Genomic DNA, 23321 nt, shown 5'->3' with positions numbered 1-23321 from the left:
TCCAGAGGGGGTTCCAGGCGACCGGGGCGTGTCCCGCCCCTACAGAACGACCGAGACCCGGCGCGTTTCGGCCAGGTATTCGCGCGATTGCATTTCCATCAGACGCGACACGGTACGGGAAAATTCATTCGACATCGGCCCTTGAGTATAAAGCGCATCGGCCGGGCACTGGGCCGACAGGATCAGCTTGACCTTGTGGTCGTAGAGCACGTCCACCAGCCAGGTGAAACGGCGTGCCTCGGACGCCTGGCGCGGGCTCATGCGCGGCACGTCGGACACGATCACGGTCTGGAAGCGATCCGCCAGATCCAGATAATCGTTTTGCGAGCGCGGCGTGCCGCACAAGGCCTGAAAATCGAACCAGACCACGGTCCCGGCCAAGGCCACCGCCTTGACCTCGCGGTTCTCGATCTGCAGGACGGGCTTCTGTTCAGCGGTGTCGGCCAGGCGCTCGAAGGCCGAGCGCAATTCATCGTGGGTCGCGGCCACGATGGGCGTGATGTAGGTGCGCAGTTGCGCCAGCGTGCGGCGCCGGTAGTCCACGCCCGCATCGACGTTCATCACGTCCATCTTTTCCTGGATCAGGGCGATGGCCGGCAGGATGCGGTCGCGGTGCAGACCGTCCGGGTACAGCGTGGACGGTTCGTAGTTCGAGGTCATGACGAACGACGTGCCGTGCTCGAACAGACGCATCAGCAGCCGGTACAGGATCATGGCGTCGGCCACGTCCGAGATATGAAACTCGTCGAAGCAGATCAGGCGATAGCGCGCGGCGACCTTGCGCGCCACGTGGTCCAGCGGGTCGGCCTCGCCGCTGACGGCGCGGATTTCCCGGTGGACCCCGCGCATGAACTCGTGAAAGTGCAGGCGCACTTTGCGTTTGACGGGCACGGTCATGTAGAACGCGTCCATCAAAAAGCTCTTGCCGCGTCCGACGCCGCCCCACAGGTAGACCCCGCGCGGCACGGCCGGACGCAGGAACAGCTTTTTCAGGCCGTTCGAGCGCTGGCGCTTGAACTCGATCCAGTCGTCATAGTATTGCTGCAGGCGCTCGACCGCCGCGCGCTGGGCTTCGTCAGCGACGAAGCCCCGCTCGCTCAGGGCTTGCGCGTAATACGCGCTGACATCCATCGTCAGCGGCTTACAGGTTCAGCGTGCGCTTGTCGACGGCCAGGGCGGCTTCCTTGACGGCTTCGGACAGGGTCGGGTGCGCATGGCAGATGCGCGCGATGTCCTCGGCGGCGCCGCGGAATTCCATGATGGTCACGGCTTCGGCGATCAGTTCGGAGGCCATCGGGCCGACGATGTGCACCCCCAGGACCTCGTCGGTCTTGGCGTCCGCCAGGATCTTGACGAAGCCGGTGGTGTCGCCCAGCGCACGCGCGCGGCCGTTGGCCATGAAGGGGAAGCTGCCCGCCTTGTAGTCACGGCCCTCGGCCTTGAGCGTCTGTTCGGTCTTGCCGACCCAGGCGACTTCGGGCGAGGTGTAGATGACCCAGGGGATGGTGCCGAAATTGACGTGCCCGTGCTGGCCGGCGATCCGCTCGGCCACCGCCACGCCTTCTTCTTCGGCCTTGTGCGCCAGCATCGGGCCGCGCACCACGTCACCCACCGCCCAGACGTTCGTCAGGTTGCTGCGGCAGTCTTCGTCGACGACCACGAAACCGCGCTCGTCCAGCTTCAGGCCCACCACCTCGGCGCCCAGGCCCTGGGTGTTGGGCACCCGGCCGATGGACACGATCAGGTGATTGACCGCCAGCTTCTGTTCGGCGCCGGCCGCGTCCGTGTACTGGACGTTGACGCCCTTGGCGGAGGCCTTGACCTCGCCGATGCGCACGCCGGTCTGGATGTCCAGGCCCTGCTTGGCGAATGCTTTTTGGGCTTCCTTGGCCACGTCGCGGTCCACTGCGCCGAGGAACTCGGGCATGGCTTCCAGGATGGTGACTTCCGCACCCAGGCGGCGCCAGACGCTGCCCATTTCCAGACCGATGACGCCCGCGCCGATGATGCCGAGCTTCTTGGGCACGGCGGGGATGCGCAACGCGCCGTCATTCGACAGAATCTGCGCTTCGTCGAAGGGCACGCCGGGCAGCGCACGCGCGCTGGAACCGGTGGCGACGATCACGTGGCGGCCTTCGAGATCTTCGTCGGTCTTGCCGGCGACTTTCACCGACCAGCCGAAGTCCGTCTTGGCGGCCAGGGTCCCGGTGCCGTGGAAGAAGGACACTTTGTTCTTCTTGAACAGGAACAGGATGCCGGCGTTGTTCTGCTGGACCACCGTGTCCTTGCGACCGATCAGCTTGTCCAGGTCCAGGCTGACGCCCTTGGCCGTGATGCCGTGCTCGGCGAAGTGATGGTTCAATTGCTCGTAGTGCTCGGACGACTGCAGCAGGGCCTTGGACGGGATGCAGCCGACGTTGGTGCAGGTGCCGCCGGGCGCGGGCTTGCCCGCCGGGCTGGTCCAGGCGTCCACGCAGGCCACGGACAGGCCCAGCTGGGCGGCGCGGATGGCGGCGATATAGCCGCCGGGACCGGCGCCGATCACGATCACATCGAATTGTTTTGCCATGATGAGTTCTCAATTCTCAAAAGGATGAGCGGGCATACGTTGAAACCAAACGCATGCCCGCCGGGCGCGCCCCTGGGGGGCGCGCGCGAAGTGAAGCACTGTCCGGGATCAGACGCCCAGCAGCAGGCGCTGGGGATCTTCCAGGGCTTCCTTCATGGCCACCAGGGCCAGGACGGCTTCGCGGCCGTCGATGATGCGGTGGTCGTAGGACAGCGCCAGATAGTTGATCGGACGGATCACGATCTGGCCGTTTTCCACCACCGGGCGATCCTTGGTGGCGTGGATGCCGAGGATGGCCGACTGGGGCGGGTTGATGATCGGGGTCGAGAGCATCGAACCGAACACGCCGCCGTTGGAGATGGAGAAAGTGCCGCCGGTCAGTTCTTCGAGGCCCAGTTTACCCGCTTGGGCACGCTGGCCGAAATCAGCGATCTGTTTTTCGATTTCCGCGATGCTGAGCTGGTCGGCGTTACGCAGGATGGGCACCACCAGGCCGCGCGGGCTGCCCACGGCGATGCCGATGTCGAAGTAGCCGTGGTAGATGATGTCCTTGCCGTCCACCGAGGCGTTGACGACCGGGTAGCGCTTGAGCGCCGCCACGGCGGCCTTGACGAAGAAGGACATGAAGCCCAGCTTGACGCCGTGTTCCTTTTCGAAGGAGTCCTTGTATTTCTTGCGCAGATCGATCACCGCCTGCATGTTGACCTCGTTGAAGGTCGTCAGGATGGCGTTTTCGGTCTGGGACTGGATCAGGCGTTCGGCCACGCGGGCGCGCAGGCGGCTCATGGGCACGCGCTGTTCGGGGCGGCCGTCCAGGCTGACCGGCACCGGAGCGGACGGGGCGGCGGGAGCCGCCGGGGCTTGCGTGGCGCCCAGGGCGTCGGCCTTGGTCACGCGGCCGGCGCGGCCCGTGCCTTCGATCGTGGCGGGGTCGATGCCCTTTTCGGACAGGATCTTGCCGGCGGCCGGAGACGCCACCGAAGACTTGGCGGCGGGCTTGGCCGCCTCGGCGGCAGCCGGCGCGGGCGCGGCGGCAGCGGCCGGCGCCGCAACGGCAGCCTTGGCGTCGGTGTCGATGCGGGCCAGGACTTCGCCCGAGGTGACGGTGCTGCCGTCACCCTTGACGATTTCAGCCAGCACGCCCGAGGCGGGGGCCGGGACTTCGAGCACGACCTTGTCGGTTTCGACTTCGATCAGGATTTCATCGGCCTGCACGGCTTCGCCGGGCTGCTTCTTCCAGTTGAGCAGAGTGGCTTCCGACACTGATTCGGAAAGCTGCGGAACGAGGACTTCGGTAATGGCCATGATATTTTTTCCGTGTAGTCTGTATTTCTGTATTTGAAGGAGGTCGGATTACTTGATCAGCGAGAAGCTTTTCAGCTTGGGCGCAAAGGCCTGCTCGATCAGGGCGCGCTGCTGTTCCTGGTGCTTGGCCAGGTAGCCGACGGCGGGCGAGGCCGAGGCCGGACGGCCGGCGTAGCCGAGCTTCTGGCCGTCGCTCATGTTCTCGTACAGATGGTGCTGCACGTAGAACCACGGGCCCTGGTTCTGCGGCTCGTCCTGCACCCAGACCAGTTCCGTGGCGTTGGGGTATTTCTGCAGTTCGGCCTGGAAGGACTTGTGGGCGAAGGGATAGAGCTGTTCGACGCGCATGATGGCCACGTCCTTGCGGTCCAGTTCGGTGCGCGCATGCGTCAGGTCGTAGTAGACCTTGCCGGAGCACAGCAGCACGCGCTTCACGTCGGCCGGCGCGATGTTCGCGTCGACTTCGCCGATCACGGGCTGGAAGCCGCCGGTGGCCAGATCGCTCAGGGGCGAAGTGGCGTTCTTGTTGCGCAGCAGCGACTTGGGCGTGAAGATGACCAGCGGCTTGCGGAAGGGGCGGATCATCTGGCGGCGCAACACGTGGAAGATCTGCGCGCCGTTGGTGGGCTGCACGACCTGCATATTGTTGTCCGCACACAGTTGCAGGAAACGCTCGATGCGCGCCGAGGAGTGCTCCGGACCCTGGCCTTCGTAGCCGTGCGGCAGCATCAGCGTCAGGCCGCACTGGCGGCCCCACTTGGCCTCGCCCGACGAGATGAACTGGTCGATCACGACCTGGGCGCCGTTGGCGAAGTCGCCGAACTGGGCTTCCCAGATGGTCAGCACATTGGGTTCGGCGGTGGCGTAGCCGTATTCGAAGCCCAGCACGGCGGCTTCGGACAGCACGGAGTCGATCACCGTGAACGGCGCCTGGCTGTCGGACACGTTCTGCAGGGGCACGTAGGTGCCGTCATCCCAGCGCTCGCGCTTCTGGTCGTGCAGCACGGCGTGACGGTGGGTAAAGGTGCCGCGGCCGGAGTCCTGGCCGGTGATGCGGATGGCATAGCCGTTGGCCACCAGGGTGGCAAAGGCCAGGTGCTCGCCCATGCCCCAGTCCACCGGGTGCTCGCCGCGCGCCATGGCCAGGCGGTCGCCCAGCAGCTTCTTGACCAGCGGGTGCACGGTAAAGCTGTCCGGCACCTGGGTCAGCCGTTCACCGATGCGGGTCAGTTCCGCCAGGGGGATGCCGGTGTCGGCATGGTCCGTCCATTTGGCGCCCAGGAACGGCGACCAGTCGGTGGAGTACTTGTTCTTGTAGTCGGTCAGCACGGGTTCGACCGTGCGCTGGCCGTCTTCCATCAACTGGCGGTAGTCCTTGACCAGTTGATCGGGTTCTTCGGCAGCCAGCACGCCCTGGGCCACCAGACGGTCGCCGTAGAGCTTGCGCGTACCCGGGTGAACGCCGATACTCTTGTACATCAGCGGCTGGGTCAGGGACGGCGTGTCCTGTTCGTTGTGACCCAGCTTGCGGAAGCAGACGATGTCCACGACCACGTCGTGCTTGAACTGCTGGCGGTAGTCCAGGGCCAGGCGGGTGGCGAAGACCACGGCTTCGGGATCGTCGCCGTTGACGTGGAAGACCGGGGCTTCGATCATCTTGACCACGTCCGTGCAATACAGCGTGGAACGCGTGTCGCGCGGGTCCGAGGTCGTGAAGCCGATCTGGTTGTTGATGACGATGTGCAGCGTGCCGCCCGTACCGTAGCCGCGCGTCTGGGCCAGGTTCAGGGTTTCCATCACGACGCCCTGGCCGGCAAAGGCCGCGTCGCCGTGCACCAGCACCGGCAGGACCTGGTCGCCGGCCTCGTCGTCGCGGCGGTCCTGGCGGGCGCGCACGCTGCCTTCGACCACCGGGTTGACGATTTCCAGGTGCGAGGGGTTGAACGCCAGCGACAGGTGGACCGGGCCGCCGCGCGTGGACAGGTCGCTGGAAAAGCCGTTGTGGTATTTGACGTCGCCGTCGCTCAGGCCCTGGGCGTGCTTGCCTTCGAATTCGGCAAACAGGTCGCCGGGCATCTTGCCCATGATGTTGACCAGCATGTTCAGGCGGCCGCGGTGAGCCATGCCGACGACGATTTCCTGGACGCCGTTTTCACCGGCGTGGTTCACGACCTCGTCCATCGAGGCGATGAAGCTTTCGCCGCCTTCCAGAGAGAAGCGCTTCTGGCCGACGTATTTGGTGTGCAGGAAGCGTTCCAGGCCTTCGGCCTCGGTCACCTGCTGCAGGATGTTGCGTTTCTGTTCAGTGGTGAACTCACCGACGCCCAGCGTGGATTCCAGGCGTTCCTGAATCCAGCGCTTGACCGCCGGATCGGCGATGTGCATGAATTCGGCGCCGATGTTCTGGCAATACGTGTCGCGCAGGGCCTTGAGGATGTCCCGCATGGTCATCGTATCGGCCTTGGTGAAATACGTGTTCGTGGCCGAATAGATCTGATCCAGGTCGGCCTCGGACAGGCCGTAGAAGGTCGGGTCCAGTTCCGGGATGTCCGGACGATCGCGGCGCTTCAGCGGATCGAGCTGGGCGATGCGGGAACCCAGCGTGCGGTAAGCGGCGATGATGGACTGGACGTAGACCTGCTTGCCGGCAATGGCCAGGGACTGGTCGGAGGCTTGCGCGGGGCGGATCTGGAGGGTGTTTTCGCGGGCGCGCTGGGCGAAAGAGGCGACGATCGGGGCGTGGGCCTGATCGCGGGTGGCCTCACGACCGTCAGCGGCAGGCAGATGCTGCAACTGATCGAAGTAGGAGCGCCACTGGTCCGGAATGGAACCTGGGTCGTTCAGATAGGCTTCGTAGAGGTCTTCTACGTAGGGCGCATTGGCGCCGAACAAATAGGAATTGGACTGGAGTTCTTGTTCCGTGGACATTGTGCGCTTCACCTGACGGGTGCTTCACCCGAACGATGCAGATTGAGAAACCTTCCGCGACTCGGCCAGACCGATGAGCGGATAGCAGGGGCAGAAGGCAAACAGTACGACGCCTTGCATAAGCCGTATTAAGGGCAAAGTATACCCGTCCGATGGCATAGGTTTAAACTGATCGGCCGAAAACGCCCATTCCAGGCTGCTTTTCGCCCGATTGGCGTTGGGATTAACAAACACATGCCCCACGCCGCACAGCATTTCAGCAACTTCAGTCACAATACAAACGACACAAACCCTCAGGAGCACAGGCAGCCATGGACCTGAAAGACGACCGCGCCAAGATGGCGCTCGATTACCACGCATTTCCCACCCCCGGCAAAATCTCCGTCGTCCCGACCAAGCCCCTGGCCAACCAGGACGACCTGAGCCTGGCCTATTCCCCGGGCGTGGCGACCGCCAGCATGGTCATCCATGCCGAGGGCGAATCCGCTGCAGCCAAGTACACCTCGCGCGCCAATCTGGTGGGCGTGGTCACCAACGGCACCGCCGTGCTCGGCCTGGGCAATATCGGCCCGCTGGCGGCCAAGCCCGTCATGGAAGGCAAGGGCTGCCTGTTCAAGAAGTTCGCCGGCATCGATGTGTTCGACATCGAGCTGAACGAAAACGACCCGGACAAACTGGTCGACATCATCGCTGCGCTGGAACCGACCCTGGGCGGGGTCAACCTGGAAGACATCAAGGCGCCGGAATGCTTCTATATTGAGAAGAAGCTGCGCGAGCGCATGAAGATCCCCGTCTTCCACGACGACCAGCACGGCACCGCCATCATTTCCTCGGCCGCCGTCCTGAACGGCCTGAAGGTCGTGGACAAGGACATCGGCCAGGTCAAGCTGGTGTGTTCGGGCGCGGGCGCCGCCGCCATCGCCTGCCTGGACCTGATGGTCAAGCTCGGCGTTTCGCAAAAGAACATCTACGTGGTCGATTCACGCGGCGTGATCTGGCAGGGCCGCGATGAAAAGATGGAGGCCAACAAGGCCCGCTACGCCCAAGCGACCGACGCCCGCACCCTGGCCGACGTCTGCAAGGGCGCCGACGTGTTCCTGGGCTGCTCGGCCCCTGGCGTGCTGACCCAGGACATGGTGCGCTCCATGGCCGACCGCCCGCTGATCCTGGCCCTGGCCAACCCCGACCCGGAAATCCGCCCGGAGGACGCCAAGGCCGCCCGGCCCGACTGCATCGTCGCCACGGGCCGTTCGGACTATCCGAACCAGGTCAACAACGTCCTGTGCTTCCCCTTCATCTTCCGCGGCGCCATGGACTGCGGCGCCACCGTCATCAACGAAGAGATGAAGCTGGCCTGCGTCAAGGCCATCGCCGAACTGGCCCAGGCTGAAAGCAGCGCCGAAGTGGCGAGCGTCTACGTCGACCAGGACCTGACCTTCGGCCCGGAATACATCATTCCCAAACCCTTCGACCCGCGCCTGATCGTCAAGATCGCTCCGGCCATCGCCCAGGCCGCCGCGGACTCCGGCGTGGCCCGCCGCCCCATCGAGGACATGGACGCCTACCGCCAGTCCCTGATGAGCATCGTCTACCACTCCGGCCAGTTGATGCGCCCGCTGTTCCGCCAGGCCAAGTCCGCGCCCAAGCGCGTGATCTACGCCGACGGCGAGGACGAACGCGTGCTGCGCGCCGCCCAGACGGTGCTGGACGAAGGCTTCGCCCAGCCGATCCTGATCGGCCGTCCCGCCGTGATCGACATGCGCATCCAGAAGTTCAGCCTGCGCCTGGTGCCCGGCCAGAACGTGGAAATCGTCAATCCCGAGGACGACACGCGCTTCAACGAGACCTGGAACGCCTACTACAAGCTGCGCGGCCGCGACGGCGTCACGCCCGACATCGCCAAGGCCATGGTGCGCAAGCACAACTCCCTGATCGGGGTGATGCTGCTGCAACGCGGCGACGCCGACGCGATGATCTGCGGGGTGGCCAGCCGCTTCGACAATCAGTTGAAATACGTCGAAGAGATCATCGGCCTCAAGCCCACGGCCCGCACCTACGCGGCCATGAACGTGCTGATGCTACCGACCCAGACCCTGTTCATCTGCGACACGCACGTCAACGAAGACCCCACCGCCGAACAGATCGCCGACATGACGATCCTGGCCGCCGAGGAAGTCCGCCGTTTCGGCATCGTGCCCAAGGTCGCCCTGCTCTCGCACTCCAACTTCGGCAGCCGCCCCACGGCGTCCTCCCGCAAGATGGCCGAGGCCCGGCGCCTGATCGAACAGCGCGCGCCCGAACTGGAAGTCGACGGCGAAATGCACGCGGACTCGGCCCTGTCCGAGAACATCCGCGTCCATGCCTACCCCGACACGCGCCTGAAGGGACCGGCCAACCTGCTGATCATGCCCAATCTGGACGCGGGCAACATCACCTACAACATGTTGAAGATGACGGGCAGCCACGGCGTGGCCATGGGTCCGGTGCTGCTGGGCGCGGCGCGCCCGGTGCACATCCTGACCACCAGCTCCACGGTGCGTCGCATCGTCAACATGACGGCCCTGGCCGTGGTGGACGCCCAGCAAGAGGCAGGCCAGGCGATCTGATCGCCCTGCCCTGCGCCTGGAGCCGGCCGCCCCTTACAAGGCGGCCGGCTTTTTCATACCCGCGCAAACAGCGCGCGATACGCGCTGGGCGAGGTCCGATACGCCTGGCTAAAATGCTGGCGCAGCGAGGCCGCGCTGCCGAAGCCCGCCTGCTGCGCGACGGTTTCCACGGACTGGTGCGTGGTCTCCAGCAGGCGCTGCGCATAGGCCAGGCGCTGCCCCAGCAGCCATTGCCCGACCGTCGTGCCGGTCAGATCCCGGAATCGCCGCGTGAAATTGCGGCGGCTCATCGCGGCGCGCCCGGCCAGCGAATCGAGCGTGTGCGGTTCGGACGGATGGGCCGCCACCCAATTCAACAGATCGGACAAGCGATCGCCGCCCGGCGCGTCATGCAAGGGCTGCTCGATGTATTGCGCCTGCCCGCCCTGCCGGTGCGGGGCCGCCACCAGCCGCCGCGCCACGAGGTTGGCCACGTCCGCGCCGTGCCAGCGGCGCAGCAGATGCAGGCAGCAGTCCAGGCCGGCGGCCGTGCCGGCAGAGGTCACCAGGCGGCCCTCGTCGGCGTCCTGGTACAGCACGTCGGGCCTCAGTTTCACATGCGGGTAACGTCGCGAGAGCTTCTCGACCGCGCTCCAGTGCGTGGCCGCCTCGTGGCCGTCGAGGATGCCGGCTTCGGCCAGGACGAACGCCCCCAGGCACAGGCCGACCACGGTCGCGCCGCGTGCGCGGGCCGCGCGCACGGCATCGAGCATCGCCGCGGGCGGACATTCGTCCGGATCGCGCCACGACGGCACGATCAGCACGTCGGCCTGAACCGCATCGGCCAACGTCAAAGAGGTCTGCACCGTGAAGCCGGCCGTGGTGCGCAGGCCGCCCGCGGGGGCGGATTCTGCGGCGCAGATCCACAGTTCGTGCTCGGGTTGGCCGGCGCGGTTTTCAAACACCAGGCACGGCACGGACAAGTGGAACGGGCTGATGTGATCAAAGGCCAGAACGGCGATTTTCCGGGGCGGCATGGCAGCAGGGCAGGTTGGCCCGATCCTTTCGATAACGGTTATTCAGGACACTTGTTGGAAGCATAGCCGTGCGCGAAGATGCTGTCCATGGGCGTTCAACACGCCCTCCCCTCATCGATTTTCAGGAATCCCGCCATGACCGCCCACACCGCCCCGAAGCGCGCCTTGATCGTCATCGATGCGCAAAACGAATATTTCACCGGCGGCCTGCCGATCGAATATCCGGACCCGTCGCTCACCATTGCCCACATCGGCCTCGCCATGGACACGGCGCAGGCGGCCGGCATCCCGGTGATCGTGGTGCAGCAGACCTCGCCCGCCAGTTCGCCGCTGTTCGCCGTCGACTCCGAGGGCTGGCAACTGCATCCCGTGGTCGCCTCGCGCCCGCACGACCATTACCTGCGCAAGACGCTGCCCAGCGCCTACCCGGAAACCGATCTGGCGGCCTGGCTGCAGGCGCGCGGCATCGACACGCTGACGGTGGCCGGCTATATGACGCACAATTGCGATGCCTCGACCATCAACCACGCCCTGCACCACGGCACCGCAGTCGAATTCCTGCACGATGCCTCGGGTTCAGTGCCCTACCGCAACCAGGCCGGATACGCCAGCGCCGAAGACATCCACCGCGTGTTCAGCGTAGTGCTGCAATCGCGTTTCGCGGCGGTGATGTCCACCCAGGACTGGGTCGACAGCGTGAAGACCGGCGCGCAGCCGGTGCGCGACAACATCTACCTGTCCAACCGGCGGGCGCGCGGCCTGCTGCAGGATGCGGTGACGCAGCAAGCCGCCTGAGCGCCCCCGCTAGGTCGAGGCCTGCGGCTCGACGAAGACCCGGCCCGACGAATTCACCCGCAGGATCATGACGAACGTCTGGTCCGGCGCGTCGGCGCGGTCGGACTCGAGCTGGCCCCGCAGCTCGAAGCGCAAGGTGATGACCTCGCGCTGTTCCGGCTCAACCGTGATGCGCGGGTTCTTCAGGCGCGGCTCGTAGCGGACGATCTGGCGGAGGATGGCTTCGCTCAGCGACTCGGTCGTGCCCAGCGCGAACGAGCCGGCGATGTTGCTCATGTCGGGCAGGCCGTAATCGTGGTCGATGGGCACGGACCCGGCCCGGGTATTGAGCAGGCGATCCAGGTGCCGGACCACGGACTCGCGCAGCCGCCGGTCCGGCGATGCGCCGGCGACGTGGGCGGGGTCTTCGAGCGCGGACAATCGTTCCAGCAAACGGACCTGACTCATGGCGTGCCGTGCTTTATCTGATGGCGGAAAAGGGGTTCATCGTACCCGACCCGTCCGGGAATCTCCAGGGCCGGCGCGGCGCCCGCACCCGCAAAGGCAGGCCGGGCCTGCTTGACACCAGGAAACAGGTTCATGCAGTATGGTCCTCCGCAGCCCGCCCCGAGCGCCGGGCCTATGGACGTACGCAAGGAACGGATCACCAGGCCATGGCCACCAGCTTCAATCGGTTCTACACCACCGAACTCGCGCGTCTGCGAGCCCACTCCCTGGAATTTGCCCAGGCCAATCCCGCCGTCGCGCCCATGCTCGGCTCGGTGTCGACCGACGCCGACGTCGAACGCCTGCTCGAAGGCGTCGCCTTTCTCAACGGCCTGACGCGCCAGAAACTGGACGACGAATTCCCCGAGATCGTCCAGGAACTGGCCAGCATCCTGGTGCCGCAGTTCCTGCGGCCCCTGCCGGCCTCGACCATGATCGCGTTCACGCCCAAGGCCCCGCTGTCCGAAACGGCCGCCATCCCCGAGGGCACCGAGATCGGCTCGACGCCGGTGGAAGGCGTCAGTTGCCGGTTCCGCACCACGGCCGCGCTGCACATCCCCCAGTTGTCGCTCGAAACCGCCGCCAGCGAACGGCAGGCCGACGGCTCGCACACCCTGCGCCTGCAGTTCCAGGCGCCCGAGGACGCCCAGGGCCTGATGCTGCCCGAACGCCTGCGCCTGTTCCTCGCCGATGAACAGGCCGAGGCCGCCAACCTGTTCATGCTGCTGGGCCATCAGGTCAAGAGTGTGCGGCTGCTCGACCAGCAAGGCCACGCCGTCACCCTGTCGACCGCGCTGTCCCTGCCCGGCTTTGACGAATCGCTGCTGCCCTACCCCGACAATGCCTTCCCGGCCTTCAGCTGGATGCAGGAACTGCTGTTCCTGCCGCAAAAGTTCCTGTTCGTCGAGTTCACCGACCTGCACAAAGGCCGCGGCCTGCTCCAGGGCAGCCGGTTCCGCATCGAAATCGCCTTTCACAGAAACAGCTTCACCATGCCGCAGGTCACGGCGCGCCATTTCGCGCTGAACGTGACGCCCGCCGTCAATCTGTTCCCCGTCGAGGCCGAGCCCATCAATCTCGACCACGAGATGTCGGAATATCTGATCCAGCCCCACGGGGCGCAGCGCCAGCATTATCAGATCTACTCGATCGACGCGGTCAGCGGTTACCGCCAGGGCGGCGCCGAACCCAAGCGCTACGTGCCCTTCTCGCTGCTGACGCATTCGCGCCAGGAGGCGCAGGCCAGCTACCGCACCTCGATGCGGCCCGCCATGGTGGGCCGCACCATCGACACCTATCTGTCGGTGGTCTACGAGGCCGACGAAACCCCTGCCAACGAGACCCTGTCGCTGCGACTGACCTGCACGAACCGGAACCTGCCCGAAACCCTCAAGCTGGGTGACGTATCGCGCGCAACCGGCACCTCGCCCGAACGCTTTGCCTTTCGCAACATCACGCCCATCACCGCCGCGATTGATCCGCCGCACGGCGAGAAACTGCTCTGGGACGTGATCAGCCACACCACGCTGAACCTGCTGTCGCTCTCCAGCATCGAGAACCTGCGCGCCATCCTGCGGCTGTACAACTCGACCTGCTCGTACGACAGCGGCGTGCGCAGCGCCAACGAGCGCCAGATTGACGGCCTGCTCGACCTGACCATCACCCGCGAAACCCGCCTGGTGCGCGGCTCCATGATGCAAGGCCAGCACGTCCTGCTGGCCTCCGAGGAAAAGAACTGGCCCAGCCCCGGGGCGATGTACCTGTGGGGCTGCGTCCTGGACCGCTTCCTCGCCTGCTACGCGGGCATCAACTCCTACACACGTTTCGAGATGCACGATAAGAACACGGGGACCTTGTTCAAATGGCCGATGCGCATGGGTCGCAAGCCGGTGCTATGAAATCCCGGCTGCTCGCCAGCGGCGAGCGTTTCTCGTTCTCGCAGGCCTATCGCCTGCTGCGCCTGCTTGCGCACCGCGAGGGCGCCCAGAACCCGTCCATCAAGGTCCGTCCCAATCTCAGCCTGGATTTTCCCGGCAACGACCTGAGTGAAATCCGTGAAGTCGGCACGGCGGAATACCGCCTGACGGCCAACTTCCTGGGCCTGTACGGCGTCACCTCGCCGCTGCCCACCTTCTACACCGAGGACCTGCTCGACGAGCAGCACGAAGGCCGCCACAGCAATCGTGACTTCCTGGACATCATCAGCCAGACCATCTACCCGCTGTTTTTCCGGGCCTGGCTGAAATCGCGGGCCCACATCCGCATCAAGGAATTCGACGACCGCCGGCTGCTGGAAATCTTCCACACCTTTGTGGGCGTCAACCGGCCGCTGCGCTACATGGACCGCCCCGGGGTCGCGCAGCTTTTGCGCTTCGCGGGCCTGTTCAGCCAGTATCCACGTTCGGCCATGGGGCTGCAGACCATCGTCGCCGCCCTGTATCCCGGCACACGCGTGGACATCGTCCAGCAGGACGAGCGCTGGCAGCCCATCCCCCAGGACCAGCGCACGGTTCTGGGCGGGCAGGCCTGCGGCCTGGGCGAAGACACCCACCTCGGCGCCCAGATCAAATGCCGCACCGGCAACCTGACGCTGCGCATCACCGAGGTCGGCAGCGAGCTGTTCCTGAAGCTGCTGCCCGGCGGCGAAGAATTCGCCAAGCTGCGCTTCATCGTGCGGTATTACCTGCTCGATCCCCTGCACATCCACCTCGAAATCGGGCTCAAGCCCGACGTGGCGCGCCCGCTGCCCCTGGGCGGCGCGTCCTGGGCGTCCCTGGGCCGCGACAGTTGGCTGATGAGCGAGGACACCACGGTCCACGGCGTGCCGGGGTTCACGTTGTAGATCCGATTTCCAGGCCCGGTTTTCAGGGCCGATTTGCCGGCCCAAAAAATCTTGACATCTAAAAAGGAACGGGCTAAGTAAAGACCCGCGTCCGCATCTTGGTGTAAGCTTTGAAACTGAGAGAGACAGCAAAAAGAAGGTGATCCGATGGCGATTTCCGACAAGGAACTGCTTTTTACTTTCGAACTCGACAGTTCCGACATCCCCTTGCGCGTCGTCCGCTTCGAGGGCCGCGAGGCGATCTCGCGGATGTTCGAATTCGACATTACGCTGGTCAGCGACGACCCGGACATGGACCTGGACGCGGCCCTGAACGCCGCCGCAACCCTGACGATCCGTTCGCGCGACCTGAACACCTCCATCCCCTATCGCGGCATGCTCGCACGATTCGAGCAGCTGGGCGGCGTGGACCGCTATTACTTCTACCGCGCCACCCTCGTGCCGCGCCTCTGGCGCGCCGGGCTGAACCGGCTCAATGAAATCTACCTCAGCGAACAGTCGGTGCCTGAAATCATCCAGACGGTGCTCGAACGCAACGCGCTGCGCGGCCCCGACATCGCCCTCAAGCTCAAAGACCCCTCTGTCTACCGAGGCCGCAGCTTCACCTGCCAATACCAGGAAAGCGACCTGGCCTTCATCTCGCGCTGGATGGAACAGGAAGGCCTCTACTATTACTTCGACCACGACAGCAACGCCGCCGGCGAGGTGCTGACCATCGTCGACTACAAAGAAGCCCAGCCGCCCCAGGCCCTGGACCTGCGCTACACCCCGCCCGAGCAGGTGCAGACCGACCGCCAGGACAGTTGCGTGACGGCCTTTACCTGCCGCAAGACCCACCTGCCCGGCGCCGCACTGGTGCAGGACTTCAACTATCGGCGCGCCAGCCTGGGGGACAACCTCAAATCCGATACGCAGATTCAGGGCGGCGGCAACGGGGAATACATGCTGTATGGCCAGAACCTGCGCACCGAGGCCGATGCCCAGCGCCTGTCGCAGATCTGCGCCGAGGCAATCGCGGCACGGGGTACGGTGTTTTCGGGCGAAACCCCGGCGATCGGCGTGCGCTGCGGCCATTTCCTGGACGTCAACAGCCACTTCCGCAAGGACTTCAACGCCCGTTATCTGGTCACCGAGGTCACCCACCAAGGCACCCAGGCAGGCGTCGTCCTCGCCGGCCAGAACACCGCCTACAACGACGGCGAGCAGGGGTCGATCTACCACTGCACGTTCCAGGCCATCGCCTCGAATCTGCAATATCGCCCCGAAAGACTCACCCCGCGCCCCAGCATCGACGGGGTGCTCAGCGCCGTCATCGACGCCGAAGGCAGCGGCGAGCTGGCCGAGCTCAACGAATACGGCCAGTACAAGGTCCAGTTGCTGTACGACTATTCCGACAAGGCCGCCAACAAGGGCTCGTCGTGGCTGCGCATGGCGACACCGTATGCCGGCAAATACGAAGGCATGCATTTCCCGCTGCTCAAGGGCACCGAGGTGCTGCTGGCGTTCTTGCAGGGCGACCCCGATCAGCCCATCATCCTGAGCGCGGTCCCGAATTCCGAGACCCCCAGCATCATCCGCGACCGGAATGCAGCCACCAACGGCATCCGGACGGTGGGGGGCAATGCGCTGCAGATGATCGACACCCCGGGCAAGCAAGCCATCACGATGTATTCGCCGGTCGGAAACTCGATGATTTACCTTGGCGACTTCCCCGATTCCGCCAGCAGCAGTCCGCCCAGCCCGCTGAGCAATCCATCCGACGTCGTCAAGGCGACCCCCTGAGCAGGGCCGTCAGAACAGGGGCAAAATCGATCGCTCCGTCGGCGCCCGCGTTTCCGCCGCGGTCGGCGCGATCTGTTTAATCAAAAAAAACCGCATTCTTTTTTCATCGCCAAGAGGCTCAACGCATGTCAGGCAAACGCGAATTCACGAATGGCTATGTCAACCTGTGGGTTGGCAAAGGCGAGACCAAAGTCGTCGCGCAATCCTCGGCGTCGTTCACCTACGGGGTCAAAACCGATTTCTCCATCGGCGCCAGTTCCTCTCTTGCGATCGGCATCAAGACCGCCCTGGCGCTGAATGCCGGCGTCGATGTCGCGGTCGGCGAATCCTTTACGATCAAAAAACAGAATTCTTTTTCCATCGCCAAGAAATTCAACGAATTCTATGCAGACAGCGCGGTAACCGGTGTCGGCGCAGCCGACGCCACGGACGTCGCCACCCTCAAGCGGCTAGAGTTCCTGACCTGGATTCTGGTCGGCGCCCAGTCGGCGGTAGCGGTCTCCTTTGCCGTTCTGGCCCTGGGCCGGCTGATCGACCAGACGGTCAACGGTAAATTAAATGACAAAGGGGAAGTCGAGATCCCCAAAGACGCTGAAGTTTCCGATGCGCTGCATGGGTTTCGCACATTCCCGATGGGCTATCTATCCTCAGCCCTCACGATCATCGCGAATCTCGCAGCCATGTTCCTCCTCATCTATGCACGCTACAAGAAGAGCCAGACCAACGCCGCCCCGAACGCCGTGCTGTCCCTGGACAAGCAGTCCGCCGCATTTCTGGGGATCGCACCGCTAGGCAAGACCGCCTCTTCGGGGGCCACGCTGGATGAAAGCGGCATCGATCTGAGCACCTCCACCCAGAACCTGGGTTTCAATATGGTCGATGACAGCCCATCCATCATCGGCTTCGACAAGCAGCCAGGCAGGGCCAACGTACCCGGCGCCCGTTTAAAACTCTATGCCGACGGCGACATCAAGTCCTGGGGCAAGAATGCCGTCCACGTCGCGTCGGATAACGCCAGGCACATCGCCAAGAAGCACACCCTGCAGGTCAAAGACAAAGCCTCTGTGGCTGAAATAGACAAGGACGGTGTCCGGCTGAAAGCCAAGGCAGGCACCACGATGTCACTGGATGCGGGGGCCGGCAAGATCACGGCCATCGGCGGCGGCGGCTCGGCAATGAGCCTAGAAGCCAAAGCGAGCTCTTTTGGCACCGGAGGCAACCAGCTCATATGCAAAACCGCCGGGGTCGAACTCAAATTCGGCAGCATCAGCATCAAACTCAGCAGTTCCGGCGTCAAGATCGGAGGGGCGCTGACGATCCTGGAACCTGGCGCGCCCCAACTGACTTCGGCAGAGCTCACCAGCATCAAGAGCAAGGCCACGTTGTGGGATGCTCAGCTCAACAGCGACGCACTTGCCCTCAAGACACTGAGCACCAAACAGCAACTGCAAGAACAGGCGCTGACAACCCTCAAGGAATCCCTGATCGCGGTTCGGACGACCGTCGACGAAGTCGCCGCCAAGACAAGCGAGTCCGGCACAAAGTAGCCCATGAACGCCATCCTGCCTTCCCTGAAGACCTTCAAGCCGGACAGTACCGAGCTCATCCACCATCTGTTCAGTCCCCAACCCGGCCAGACCGTCCTTTCACTTGGGCTGATCACACCATTCGCTCTGTCGGCATCCGGGCATCCCGAGCCGCCGGCACTCGGCTCACTGTGGTCCGCCATCCAGCAAGTGCTGGGCAAAGAGGACGTGTTCGACGAAGGATGGCCCAAACAACGAGGCGAGCTGCTCGTCGCCGGATGTTGTTATCCCCCCAAGGGGCATCTCATGCAGCCCGTGGCCGTGCACGTCCAGGCCGGTACGTTGAGCAAGCAATTGGCCGTGTTCGGTGAAAGGCGCTATGGCCCGGGCGGCCATATCTCATCCCCCCGGCCCTTCGACCGGATGCCGGTCACCCTGGCTCATGCATTCGGCGGCGCCGAGGTCCCCGCCAACGCACAGGGCAAGGGAGCGGACGTCACGGACGGCGCCGAATTGCCCAATATCGAGTATCCCGGCCAATTGATCGCCTCGGCGTCGGACCATCCGGCGCCTGCCTGCCTGGGCCCCTTGCCGCCGGACGGCCCGCAACGGGCGGGCCATCTGGGCGACTTCAGCGAGGATTGGCTCAAAAACCGGTGGCCCCATCTGCCTGCGGAGGTCGATCCTCGCTTTTTCCAGGCTGCGCCCGAAGACCAGCAAATCCAGGGTTATTGGAAGGGCGGCGAGCAGATCCTCGTCCGCAACATGCACCCCGAACACCCGGACCTCCATGGCCAGGTGCCGGCGCTGCGCCCGCGATTCTTCATCCATCAAACCAAGCCGGACGGCGAGCCCGGTTTTCTCGAACTGTACGTCCATGCGGATACGCTCTGGCTGCTGCCGGAGCAAAATCTGGGGCTGGTGATCTACCGCGCGGCCATCACCGTCAATCTGCCGGAGGCCAGGGACGTCAATTGCTTCTACGCAGAGTTCGAGCCGCAGGACACGCCCGAACTTCCGATCGAACACTACACGGAACGCTGCCTGCGTCTGGCGGCGCCCGAAGCCTTCCGGAACATCCCGGACCTCGACACGCTCCAGGACGAATACGCCGACCTGTCAGGCCAGGAACTGCTGGAAAAGGTCCGCGAGCAAAAGGCCTTGTTCCAGCAGGCACTCGAATCGCATGACATCGACGAGGCCAGCCTGCAACGCCAGCTACAGGAAAATCCGCACACACGACGATTCGCGCAGATCATTGCACAGCGCAATGGATCGCTGAGCGGTTTTCTGAACGAAATCGAAGGCCTGTTGGCATTGCTGACGAGCGAGGACGCCCTCAGCCACTCACCATCGCCACGCCCCGGGCTCGAAGCGCTCGGCCCCAGCCGGGTGCAAACCGCCCAGGAAGCCCCCATCGCGCCTATCGAATCGGGCCACACGGCAGCACTCGGCGACGAACATCTGGCCTCACACAATCGCCAGACCGTTTTAGCCCACATGTCTCAAGGGCGGACCTGCAGCGGCCTGGACCTCAGCCAGGCCAATCTGGCTGGTCTTGATCTGGCAGGCATGGACTTTTCCAATGCCATGCTGATGGGGGCCAATCTGCGGGGCGCACAGTTGCAGGGCGCCACGCTGGAGGGCGCCAACCTCCAGGGCGCCACCTTCGATGCCGCCAACCTCGCAGGCGGTCAATTGACGCAAGCGACTCTGGACCAGGCCAGCTTCGCGGGCGCCAACCTCCAGGGTGCCCGACTGGACGGCAGCGACTGCAATGAAGCCAACTTCTCCGGCGCGGATCTCACGGGCGCCAGCCTGCATCAGACCAACCTGAGCCGGGCCTGGCTCCAGCGCGTCAAGGCCGCCCGAGTCCAGGCGACGAATGCCGATTTCTCTCACGCCAATCTCGAAGGCGCCGATTTCCAATCCGCCAGCCTCGACCGGGCGGATTTTTCGGGAACCCGGCTGAAGCAGGCCAGATTCGACCATGCAAGTTGCGTCGCCGGCAACTTTACACAGGCGGATCTCACCAACACCAGCCTCCCTCGCTGTGACCTCAGTGCGAGCCAGGCCGGCCCAGGCACCATATGGTCAGGGGCCAATCTGCAAGAGGCCATCCTGGACGAGATCTGTTGGATGGGCGCCACCCTGGATGGCGCCACGCTCGTCGGCATCAAAGCCCAACAGGCTGATTTCTCGGACACCTCCCTGACCAGTGTCCTCATGCATGGATCAGACCTGCGTTCAGCCGTATTTGATCGCGCCGATCTGCGCCACGCCAATCTCAGCCGGTCCAACCTCATGGAAGCTTCGTTCATCCACACCAACCTGGGCCACTGCGCGCTTCAGGCCAGCAATTTGTATGCTGCGAACTTCATGAACGCCATCCTGGACGAAGCCAACCTGCAAGACGCCAATCTGGGCGCCACGACTCTCAGTCTCTGAGCCGACGAACTCAACGGATCAAAACTGCCATGCCTCCCACTCCAGCTCCACGGATCATTGACGGCGTGCTCGAAAATGCCGATTTGTCCGACGCCCTGTTGGCCCGTACCGACTTCTCGACCATCATCTTCCGTCAGGTCGATTTCAAAAATGCCGATCTCAGCGAGACCAATTTCAGTGGCGCCGATCTGCAGAACTGCGACTTTACCGGTGCCAACCTGACACAGGCCAATTTTGAAGGGGCCTCGCTGGTCGCATGCCGGCTCGACCAGACACGGCTGACAGAGGCCAGTTTCACAACCGCCAGCCTGGCCGGGACCAGCCTCAACGATGTCCAGGCCGAAAAAGCCGATTTATCCGCCGCCATGCTGGACGAATGCGAACTGCGCCGGACCACTCTCGGCGGGGCGGATCTGTCCTTGGCCAAGATCAACCGCAGCACGCTCGAAGCCGTCGATTTCTCGGGCGCGAATATGGCACGCTTCATGGCGATCGAGACAGATCTCAGCCAGGCGACCTTCCGGGGCAACACACTGGAACAGGCCATGTTGATGAATGCGCGGCTGGCGGGCCAGCGTTTCCCGGAGTGCGACCTGACCTTGACGCTCTTCATCGAGGCCGATCTTCAAAATGCCGATTTCTCGAATGCCTCCTTGTCTCAGACGCAATTCGCCAAATCCAAGTTGATGGGCGCGAGCTTCAAAGGCGTGCATGCCGAAAACGTCAGCCTGGCGCTGGCGGACATGAGCGCCGCCGACCTCTCCGACGCCCAGTTTGAACTCTGCGATTTTACCCAGGCGACCCTCAACGCAGCACGTTGCACCGATACCCGCTTTACCACCTGCACCCTGGTCGGCATCCAGGCACGCAGCAGCGTTTGGGACGGGGCCTCGATCAAGCTCTGCGATTTGTCGCACATGGTGCTGGACCAGGCCAGTTTCCGCAACGGCGCACTGAACATCTGCAACCTGCACGGACTGTCAGAAGAAAAAACCCTCTGGGACGGCACCACATTCAACGACGCGCTTCGCACCAACCCGGAGCGCCTCCAAGCTGAAAATTGGGCACCTCCCCAGGACCACTGGGCGCCCCCACAGTAATCGCCGCCGGAGTCCACCATGGCCGCCAACGTTCATTCCCTCAGACCCGTCCGCCACGCCACGGAAACGCGCACCTTCAGCACCCGCGTCAGTGACGTGCGGGACGGCGTGTTCCTGCTCGAAGACCCCGCCTGCCCCCAGGCCCGGCAAGCCTATAGCTGCCTGATCGAACCCCGGGCGGGCGATACCGTGCTGCTGTCCCACGACCCGGCCCAGGACAACGGCCACATCCTCGCCATCCTCGAACGCCCGGGGCCGCAGGACTCCAGCCTGAACCTGCCGGGCGGCGGCCACATCCACAGCCGCGACGGCGAGGTCTGCTGGCAGACCAAGTCCCTGCAACTGGCGGGCCGCGAAACCCTGTCCTTGCAGACGGGCCACCTCGACGTCGCCGCCGTCAGCGCCAACACCACCGTCAAGCACTGGCAAGGCTGGTTCGACACCCTGGAAGCCCGCGCCGTGCGCATCGAATACGCGGCCAAGACCCTGTCGTCCAAGGTAGGGCGGCTGCTGTCACGCGCGCTCGAAAGCTTCCGCAGCGTCGACGGCCTGGACGAGACCCGCGCGGGCCGCAGCCGCACCACGGTGCGCGACGACCACCGGCTCAAGGCCGGCCACATCACCGCGCAAGCCAAAGGCTTCGTCAAGATCGACGGCCAGAAAATCGACCTGGGTTGAACACACCATGCCCTTCGCCGCCACCATCAAATCCGCCCAGATCTTCTGCTTCCCCGACGTCTGCAAGACGCCGTCGCCGGCCGGCCCCATCCCGCTCCCCTATCCCAATCAGGCGATGACGAGCCTGGCCAACCCGCCCACCACCAAGGTGCTGGTCGACGGGGCGCCGGCCGTCGTCAAGTCCTCCAAGATCCCCCTGAGCAACGGCGACACCGCCGGCACCGCCGGCGGCGGCCTGGTCTCGGGCGGCATCATGGGCGAATGCCAGTTCGTCACCGCCAGCTTCAAGGTCAAGTTCCAGGGCAAGCCCGTGGTGCGCCTGGGCGACAGCGCCAAATCAAACAAAGGCAACACCTTCGGCACGCTGATCAAACCCAGCCAGTTCAAGGTCGACTGCAGTTGATCAGCCGTGCGCCGCGCAGACCCGGCGGCGCCGTCCCCGGCATCCCCGGGTGCCTCTCAGGGTTCGGGCCTGAACTCCTTGACCGGCCGGCCCGCGGCGTCCAGCGCAATCTTGTCACCGGGATAGTGATGGAACAGCGCGCTGCGGCGTTCCCCCAGATATTCGTAGGTCACGCGAAAAAAAGGCGATACGGTGTATTCCACGCGCACCCTGGGCACGCAGGTGGTCTGGATGTAGAAACGCTGCTCGGCCAGGAACTGCCCGGGCTGCGTCGGCGCCATCAGGTCCTTGGACGGATCGTCCGGAAACAGCCAGTTGAACAGGCCGTCGCCCAGGATCCCGCCGATCAGCGAGGCTGCGGCCACCAGGGGCAGCTTGCCCGGCCAGTACGTATAGGCCAATGTCCCCAGTCCATAGGAACCGGCCACCATGCCCGGCCCCGCGACCGCGCCGACGCCGATGCCGCCGGCCACCGTCGGATAGATCCATTTTTTGCTGTGATCGGTGTAATTGCGGGTGAATTGAAAGCCGACCAGGCCGCCCAGCACACCGCCCAGGATGGGTTTCCAGTATTTGACCGCCCAGGACTGGTTCTCGTATTGCTGTCGAGCCCGCTCGCGGTCGCTGACGATGGTATCCCAGCAGACATCTTCTTTCCGTGTTTTGGCGATTGTTTCATGTGTGACCGCCAGGACCGGCACTTTGCCGTCCGGCCCAATCTGTCGCGCACCGTACGCCGGGCCCGGACCGGTCTGTGCAGCCGCCGTGCTCAAAGCTAGAAAAGACATCGAGTAAATCATGCAAATACATGATTTCCCTAGGGTGCGATGCCGGAGG

18 protein-coding genes are annotated in these 23321 nt (G+C 64.3%); 10 read left to right on the top strand and 8 right to left on the bottom strand.

The features are described 5' to 3' along the window. Positions 1-39: 39 nt before the first annotated feature. The 4 genes from zapE to ACFO0J_RS16805 all read right to left on the bottom strand — a co-directional run bounded on the left by zapE (position 40) and on the right by ACFO0J_RS16805 (position 6802). Positions 40-1131, bottom strand: a complete 1092-nt coding sequence (zapE, locus tag ACFO0J_RS16820) for a cell division protein ZapE (protein WP_376814245.1) — start codon at positions 1129-1131, stop codon at positions 40-42. A 10-nt stretch (positions 1132-1141) separates the two neighbouring features. Continuing rightward, positions 1142-2569 (bottom strand): dihydrolipoyl dehydrogenase, encoded by a 1428-nt coding sequence (gene lpdA / locus ACFO0J_RS16815; RefSeq protein WP_376814244.1) that lies wholly within the window; start codon positions 2567-2569, stop codon positions 1142-1144. A gap of 108 nt (positions 2570-2677) precedes the next feature. Beyond that, positions 2678-3874 (bottom strand): 2-oxoglutarate dehydrogenase complex dihydrolipoyllysine-residue succinyltransferase, encoded by a 1197-nt coding sequence (odhB, locus tag ACFO0J_RS16810; protein WP_376814243.1) that lies wholly within the window; start codon positions 3872-3874, stop codon positions 2678-2680. Between the two features lie 48 nt (positions 3875-3922). After that, complete coding sequence (locus ACFO0J_RS16805; RefSeq protein ID WP_376814242.1) at positions 3923-6802, bottom strand: 2-oxoglutarate dehydrogenase E1 component; 2880 nt, start codon at positions 6800-6802, stop codon at positions 3923-3925. Positions 6803-7113: 311 nt separating this feature from the next. Between ACFO0J_RS16805 and ACFO0J_RS16800 the strand changes: the two genes are divergently transcribed. Further along, a complete protein-coding gene (locus ACFO0J_RS16800) occupies positions 7114-9408 on the top strand; it encodes an NADP-dependent malic enzyme (protein WP_376814241.1) in 2295 nt (764 codons plus the stop codon). A 53-nt stretch (positions 9409-9461) separates the two neighbouring features. Here the strand turns inward: ACFO0J_RS16800 and ACFO0J_RS16795 are convergent, their stop codons facing one another. After that, on the bottom strand, positions 9462-10424 hold the full coding sequence (locus tag ACFO0J_RS16795; RefSeq protein WP_376814240.1) for a GlxA family transcriptional regulator: 963 nt from the start codon (positions 10422-10424) through the stop codon (positions 9462-9464). Between the two features lie 135 nt (positions 10425-10559). On the opposite strand from ACFO0J_RS16795, the gene ACFO0J_RS16790 reads away from it, so the two are divergent. Beyond that, positions 10560-11219 carry a cysteine hydrolase family protein gene (locus ACFO0J_RS16790; protein WP_376814239.1) on the top strand — a complete coding sequence of 220 codons (660 nt, stop codon included), beginning with the start codon at positions 10560-10562 and terminating at the stop codon, positions 11217-11219. A 9-nt stretch (positions 11220-11228) separates the two neighbouring features. Here the strand turns inward: ACFO0J_RS16790 and tssE are convergent, their stop codons facing one another. Continuing rightward, positions 11229-11666 carry a type VI secretion system baseplate subunit TssE gene (tssE, locus tag ACFO0J_RS16785; protein WP_376814238.1) on the bottom strand — a complete coding sequence of 146 codons (438 nt, stop codon included), beginning with the start codon at positions 11664-11666 and terminating at the stop codon, positions 11229-11231. Next, on the bottom strand, positions 11663-11800 hold the full coding sequence (locus ACFO0J_RS16780) for a hypothetical protein (RefSeq protein ID WP_376814237.1): 138 nt from the start codon (positions 11798-11800) through the stop codon (positions 11663-11665). The genes tssE and ACFO0J_RS16780 overlap by 4 nt, the downstream gene beginning before the upstream one ends. A 72-nt stretch (positions 11801-11872) precedes the next feature. On the opposite strand from ACFO0J_RS16780, the gene tssF reads away from it, so the two are divergent. The 8 genes from tssF (at position 11873) to ACFO0J_RS16740 (ending at position 22484) form a co-directional block, all read left to right on the top strand. Beyond that, complete coding sequence (gene tssF / locus ACFO0J_RS16775; protein WP_376814236.1) at positions 11873-13603, top strand: type VI secretion system baseplate subunit TssF; 1731 nt, start codon at positions 11873-11875, stop codon at positions 13601-13603. Next, positions 13600-14547, top strand: coding sequence for a type VI secretion system baseplate subunit TssG (gene tssG, locus ACFO0J_RS16770; protein ID WP_376814235.1), 948 nt, complete (start codon positions 13600-13602; stop codon positions 14545-14547). Before tssF ends, tssG begins: the two co-directional genes overlap by 4 nt. A gap of 147 nt (positions 14548-14694) precedes the next feature. Further along, positions 14695-16329, top strand: a complete 1635-nt coding sequence (locus ACFO0J_RS16765; RefSeq protein ID WP_376814234.1) for a type VI secretion system Vgr family protein — start codon at positions 14695-14697, stop codon at positions 16327-16329. A 125-nt stretch (positions 16330-16454) separates the two neighbouring features. Continuing rightward, positions 16455-17876 carry a hypothetical protein gene (locus ACFO0J_RS16760; protein WP_376814233.1) on the top strand — a complete coding sequence of 474 codons (1422 nt, stop codon included), beginning with the start codon at positions 16455-16457 and terminating at the stop codon, positions 17874-17876. 3 nt (positions 17877-17879) lie between these two features. Further along, on the top strand, positions 17880-20303 hold the full coding sequence (locus tag ACFO0J_RS16755; RefSeq protein ID WP_376814232.1) for a DUF2169 family type VI secretion system accessory protein: 2424 nt from the start codon (positions 17880-17882) through the stop codon (positions 20301-20303). A gap of 29 nt (positions 20304-20332) precedes the next feature. Further along, on the top strand, positions 20333-21403 hold the full coding sequence (locus ACFO0J_RS16750) for a pentapeptide repeat-containing protein (protein WP_376814231.1): 1071 nt from the start codon (positions 20333-20335) through the stop codon (positions 21401-21403). 18 nt (positions 21404-21421) lie between these two features. Further along, a complete protein-coding gene (locus tag ACFO0J_RS16745) occupies positions 21422-22081 on the top strand; it encodes a DUF3540 domain-containing protein (RefSeq protein WP_376814230.1) in 660 nt (219 codons plus the stop codon). A gap of 7 nt (positions 22082-22088) precedes the next feature. Next, positions 22089-22484 carry a DUF4150 domain-containing protein gene (locus ACFO0J_RS16740; protein WP_376814229.1) on the top strand — a complete coding sequence of 132 codons (396 nt, stop codon included), beginning with the start codon at positions 22089-22091 and terminating at the stop codon, positions 22482-22484. A 56-nt stretch (positions 22485-22540) separates the two neighbouring features. On the opposite strand, the gene ACFO0J_RS16735 is transcribed toward ACFO0J_RS16740, so the two are convergent. Continuing rightward, positions 22541-23272, bottom strand: a complete 732-nt coding sequence (locus ACFO0J_RS16735; protein ID WP_376814228.1) for a hypothetical protein — start codon at positions 23270-23272, stop codon at positions 22541-22543. Positions 23273-23321 lie beyond the last annotated feature (49 nt).

This window comes from Castellaniella hirudinis (assembly GCF_042651965.1).
Taxonomy (GTDB): Bacteria; Pseudomonadota; Gammaproteobacteria; order Burkholderiales; family Burkholderiaceae_B; genus Castellaniella; species Castellaniella hirudinis.
This window is presented reverse-complemented; position numbering and strand designations above follow the sequence as displayed.